Origin of the sequence: Methanobrevibacter sp. (assembly GCF_017447225.1) — an archaeon.
GTDB lineage: Archaea > Methanobacteriota > Methanobacteria > Methanobacteriales > Methanobacteriaceae > Methanocatella.
Genome location: NZ_JAFSNZ010000052.1, coordinates 1 through 4,776, shown reverse-complemented (window position 1 = coordinate 4,776; position 4,776 = coordinate 1). Strand labels below are relative to the sequence as shown.

The window sequence follows — 4,776 nt, the reverse complement described above, 5'->3', positions numbered from 1 at the left end:
TTTCAATCTTCCTATTATTGAAGAAATTACATTAAGGGATATTCCATACCATCAGCAAAAAGAAGAAATAATTGAATACTGTAAACAGAACAAACGAGTTTTCATGTCAGACATTGCAAATGACTTAAAGCTTGATTTAGGAGATGTTTATAATATTGTTAATGAACTGATTGATGAAGGTGTATTGGGTGTTCGAGATGACAGTTGATTTCGAAAAATTCAAAACAATGATTCATTACATAATAAGTAAGTGCGAATCAAAGGATAATATTGGCAGGGCAGTTCTATATGAATTGCTGTATTTTTCTGACTTTGATTATTATGAGAAATATGAAAAGCCAATTAGTGGTGAAAGATACATACGAAAAAGAATAGGATTACTACCCGTTCATTTTTCAGCTGCTGTAAATGAATTAATTAATGAAAAAAAGATTGAAAAAATATCAGAAATTATTTTAAATACATGCTCTTCATTAACCGAACCGGATTTGAATTTATTATCAAAAGATGAATTGCAGGTAATTGATGATGCAATTAATAGAATTGTTATAAAAAACTATTTTCATGGAGATATTCCATGGAGGTTAGCTGATGAATGTGAAGCCTTAAATTATGAAGCGGTATTCTACCGTGAACCAGAATATTCTGTGATGAATTATAATGACGAAATAAAAATTTTTTGTATGAATCTTTCAAAAATAGTAAAATGAAAAACTTTTAAAAAGAGTGGGAGTTTATGATTAAAAACTCCATTATAAACAATTATAATCCCATCAAATCCAAATAAACAATATAATTATTTTATATGTGACTAAAAGCACAAAACAATACAGGCGTTAACCGAATATTGCCTTATGAATCCAGTTAAAATAACCAATCATTTAAATGAAGTGTCAGGAATCAGAATAATCTATAATTTTCTTTTCAATCCGCCTACTCCAACTACTAATAAAGCAAGTAAAGCCATTGCTAAAGGATTGCCTGTAGCAGGTAAAGTTTCTTCACTTGCTGATGCGCTTTCTACGTCAATGTAAGCAATATCATAATTGTTTGATAAATCAGGATCAAAAGTATCGCTTACAGCTGCTGCTTCAATAAATGCTGGTCCAGGAGCAACTTTATACATTGCAAGCACTAATTCAGTGTATGCACCTTTTGCTAAGTCACCCACGTACCAAATACCAGTTTCAGGGTCAAATTGTCCGGAAAATGCAATGTGATCATAATATGCTAAGTTATCAGAGCCTAATGCTACTATAGTATTTTTAGCTACATCTGGGCCGTAATTGTATACAACAACACTCCAGGTGTTCATGTCTCCAACCTGTTGCAGTGGAGTCACGTCAACTGCCAAATCGGCTTTTGAAGTGTCTGCTGTAACGTTAGCTGTCACCGGTTCACCGGCAGCATTTCCAGTATCGCTTGAAACTTCCTCAACAGCAGTTTCTTCCACAGACAATACGTCTGCTGATGCATCATCGCTTGTGATTTCTTCAGCACTTACAGAGCCTAAGGTCAAGGATAATGCAAGTATTAATAACAATATTCCTAGAATAGATTTTGTATTCATTTTATCACACAAAACTTTCTATAAAATCACTAGGAAATTATCTAAGCACTTAAATAAAATCAATATATAAATGATTTTATAATAATATTTTCACATTCATGGCATATATTAGTACCTATTTTGCTTTTCATTGACATTTTTAGTTAAAATGATATACATTCATTCAGTAAAATATTGATTAATATAAAAATTATACATCCCAATTAAACGCTTGTTTAAAAAATTCCCCATATATTAATTAAAACATAAGTTTTTATACTCCTTTGTATAAATATATATGTAATATATTTTTTTAATCAAATTTTAGAGTGTATATATGAATAAGAAGAGTGTTATATTGGTTTTAGGCATCTTCATTGTATTTCTCTTTGCAATGGGTGCATATTCGGCAAATGATAATCCCACATACGATGAGATTGTGGAATTATTGCAGACTACGAACTCAAGCGAACTGACAGGATGCTGTTCAGTCGTATGTCAGCTTGACGGAAACAACAGCCTTATGACATTCAGAAGAGATGCAGGATACGCTGCAGATATATTCCTCGAAGAAACTGACTGGCATGGAAAGCAGGCCATAAAACAGCATAAGGAAGAAGGAGGATACTTCTGCCAGGTCATCGTTACAAGCGACGGCTGGACAATAGGATATGGTGGATCTGATGACGGTTCCGACAATGAATATATTGAAAATCTTACTGCAGATATGATTTTAAACAATAATATTACAGAAGAAGGATTAAATGAAATTCAGGATATAAAAACAGCTCACGGAAAAGGACATGCAATCATCAAGTCACCTAACGGTACATACTGGGCTGTAGTCAATGACACTCATTTCAAAGGCAAACTAAATCCCGGTGACTATCTGTCAATTCCGAACAAATACTCATACTTCAGATCAGGCGATATCCAGTTAAACGCAACAGATAAAGTCAAAATCATGCAGAAACTGGAAATTTCAGACGGTTTCGGATTGGAAAGAAGAGACATAACAACTTTCTATTTCCATCAGGTGGACAATGACACATTCAAGGGAAACGTTACTGATTTATTTATATCAAACGATGACGGATCATTTTACGGAATGAACACTGCAGGAGCATATGACAATGTCCACTTCAACGGTTCAGTAATTAGAGGTTCAAACCTGCCTATTGCACCTACATACAGGGCTTTTGGAACAGTTGAGTTTCCTGAAGAAGAGAATGATGTTTTCGGATTCATTTTAACAATCTTAGGATACATTGCAACTGTCATTTTGATAATTATAATCCTTGTTTTAGGTATCAGAACATATAATAAAATAAGATATGCAAAAAGGGATAATAGAAATATTCAGCGCCAAAGAAACGCCAGAAATACCACAACTTTCTGGAATTCAAAAAACAGTAGAGACACCAAAAATCTTTGGGGTACACAGAAAAATAGAAAAAATAGAAGATAGCTCAAATTGAGCTATTTTAAAACTTTTTACCGAGTTCGTAAGCTTCTTTTAACTTGTCAGCCTGTTCCTCTTTTACGATACCTGCAGGACCTGCGCTGCCCGCATCCACATAGCCGATTACATCATATCCCATGAATTCGAATGGGGATGCTTTTGTAAGTTCAATGTAGTCTTTGTAAGTTCCTTCAGGCTGATTTTCAGTGAATATCAATGCTGCTTTTCCGCTTAGGCTTTTGTCAGGGTTTTGGCCTATGCCGTAGAAACGGTCGATTATGAGTTTTCCCTGAGCTGACATCTGACCGTAGTATATTGGTGTTGAAAATATTACTCCGTCTGCAGCTACTAGCTCATTGATGATTTTGTTACCGTCATCTTCCCTTACACAGTCAGGATTTTCAGCGCAGAACATGCATGCCTTACATGGTGCGATATCCTCTTTTTCAAGGTAGTATTTGGTTACTTCAGCGCCGTTTTCCTCTGCGCCTTTAATCATTTCGTCCATTAATACGTCACAATTTCCACCTACACGTGGACTGGCTTGAAGTGCTATAATTTTCATTTATAATACTCTCCGATTGTTTTTATGAATAATAGTTTATTCTAAAAAGTATTTAAAATTAATGAGAAATTATTTTAATAATAAGTTAGATATATTATATTAACAAAATTATGGAGACTAACTATGAGCAAGACATGTCCTAACTGCGGCGTCAACTCACCGGACAATGCAAAGCACTGCATCGAATGCGGAGAAAACATTGAGGACGTACCAATCAATAAGCAGGAAAAACCGAAAGCTGAAAAGCCTTCAGATAATACTGTATCTAATCTTGGATGCATCATAATGATTGCAGCAGTAGTAATATTAATTGTCGCTGCAGGATTTTTTATTTTCAATTCCGGCGATAATGAAGTTACAGAAAAAAACATAACCATTACATTTGATGAGGTATATGTTCATGATTACACCTCAAGCGGAAAACTGTACTATTCATACTATGTTTCAGGTTTCATAAACAATTTCCCGGATGATATGAACGGCTATATGATAAAGACAATATATTATGATGCAAACGACAATGAAGTGACATCAACGACAAACAAGCTGTCTTATTATGATTACTATAAGGACAGCGACTACCCGGCAACTATAAGTTCATACGTCACGCAAAACTATGTTGACGTTGATCATGTGACTGTTCAGATTATAAAGGACGGAGATGTTTTAGATGAGTTCACATCAGCAATGAACACCAATAAACTGACTTCCGTTCACTCAGCATCATATAATCTTACAAATAACACATAGATGTAGTTGATTTTCATTGACTACATTATTTTTTATTATTTTTCTTCAAAAGTATAAATATTAAAGTATAATCGAAGTAAAACTTCAAATCATTTTGTGAGTAAAAGAATCATTGCTGCATGTGGAATATTACACTTCATTGTGCAATATGGCAATGATTCCAAAAAAATACTATTTTTACAATTAAACTATACATGTGTTTGTTGAAATATAATATTTTTAGGGGTCTGAATTTTTTTGATAAAAATTCTTTCTAATTTTCTTTATTTTTCTATTTTGTAATAGTTATTATTTAGGGTTTATAAAAATACAGATGAATTTATAATAATTTTTAATAAAGGGTTCTATAATATCGTTAAATTTAAATATAATGCATTACATATATTTATTTGGCGATCTACATGAAACACAGATTAAATTTAGATATTAAAGACCCAAATTATACCTTGT

General features: G+C 33.2%; 6 protein-coding genes. 4 read left to right on the top strand and 2 right to left on the bottom strand.

Going from position 1 to position 4,776, the window contains the following annotated elements:
• Both IJQ68_RS05355 and IJQ68_RS05350 read left to right on the top strand, forming a co-directional pair.
• A partial coding sequence (locus IJQ68_RS05355; RefSeq protein ID WP_292797939.1) for a hypothetical protein occupies positions 1-208 on the top strand: 208 nt, incomplete at its 5' end.
• The gene (locus IJQ68_RS05350) at positions 198-710 is read left to right on the top strand and encodes a type II toxin-antitoxin system antitoxin SocA domain-containing protein (protein WP_292797936.1); all 513 of its coding nucleotides are present in this window, start codon (positions 198-200) and stop codon (positions 708-710) included. The genes IJQ68_RS05355 and IJQ68_RS05350, both read left to right, overlap by 11 nt.
• Before the next feature lie 200 nt (positions 711-910).
• Here IJQ68_RS05350 and IJQ68_RS05345 read toward each other — a convergent pair whose 3' ends face one another.
• Positions 911-1,570: a DUF11 domain-containing protein gene (locus tag IJQ68_RS05345; protein WP_292797933.1), complete on the bottom strand. Its 660-nt coding sequence runs from the start codon at positions 1,568-1,570 to the stop codon at positions 911-913.
• 316 nt (positions 1,571-1,886) lie between these two features.
• Between IJQ68_RS05345 and IJQ68_RS05340 the strand changes: the two genes are divergently transcribed.
• Entirely contained in the window at positions 1,887-3,017 is a 1,131-nt protein-coding gene (locus IJQ68_RS05340; RefSeq protein WP_292797930.1) for a hypothetical protein, read from the top strand.
• Positions 3,018-3,033: 16 nt separating this feature from the next.
• Here IJQ68_RS05340 and IJQ68_RS05335 read toward each other — a convergent pair whose 3' ends face one another.
• The gene (locus IJQ68_RS05335; protein ID WP_292797928.1) at positions 3,034-3,576 is read right to left on the bottom strand and encodes a flavodoxin family protein; all 543 of its coding nucleotides are present in this window, start codon (positions 3,574-3,576) and stop codon (positions 3,034-3,036) included.
• Positions 3,577-3,699: 123 nt separating this feature from the next.
• Between IJQ68_RS05335 and IJQ68_RS05330 the strand changes: the two genes are divergently transcribed.
• On the top strand, positions 3,700-4,326 hold the full coding sequence (locus tag IJQ68_RS05330; RefSeq protein WP_292797925.1) for a zinc ribbon domain-containing protein: 627 nt from the start codon (positions 3,700-3,702) through the stop codon (positions 4,324-4,326).
• The last annotated feature ends 450 nt before the right edge of the window (positions 4,327-4,776 follow it).

Coding starts and splice junctions, on each gene's coding strand:
- IJQ68_RS05350 (WP_292797936.1), top strand. CDS start 198: ATGACAGTTGATTTCGAAAAATTCAAAACAATGATTCATTACATAATA.
- IJQ68_RS05345 (WP_292797933.1), bottom strand. CDS start 1,570: ATGAATACAAAATCTATTCTAGGAATATTGTTATTAATACTTGCATTA.
- IJQ68_RS05330 (WP_292797925.1), top strand. CDS start 3,700: ATGAGCAAGACATGTCCTAACTGCGGCGTCAACTCACCGGACAATGCA.
- IJQ68_RS05335 (WP_292797928.1), bottom strand. CDS start 3,576: ATGAAAATTATAGCACTTCAAGCCAGTCCACGTGTAGGTGGAAATTGT.
- IJQ68_RS05340 (WP_292797930.1), top strand. CDS start 1,887: ATGAATAAGAAGAGTGTTATATTGGTTTTAGGCATCTTCATTGTATTT.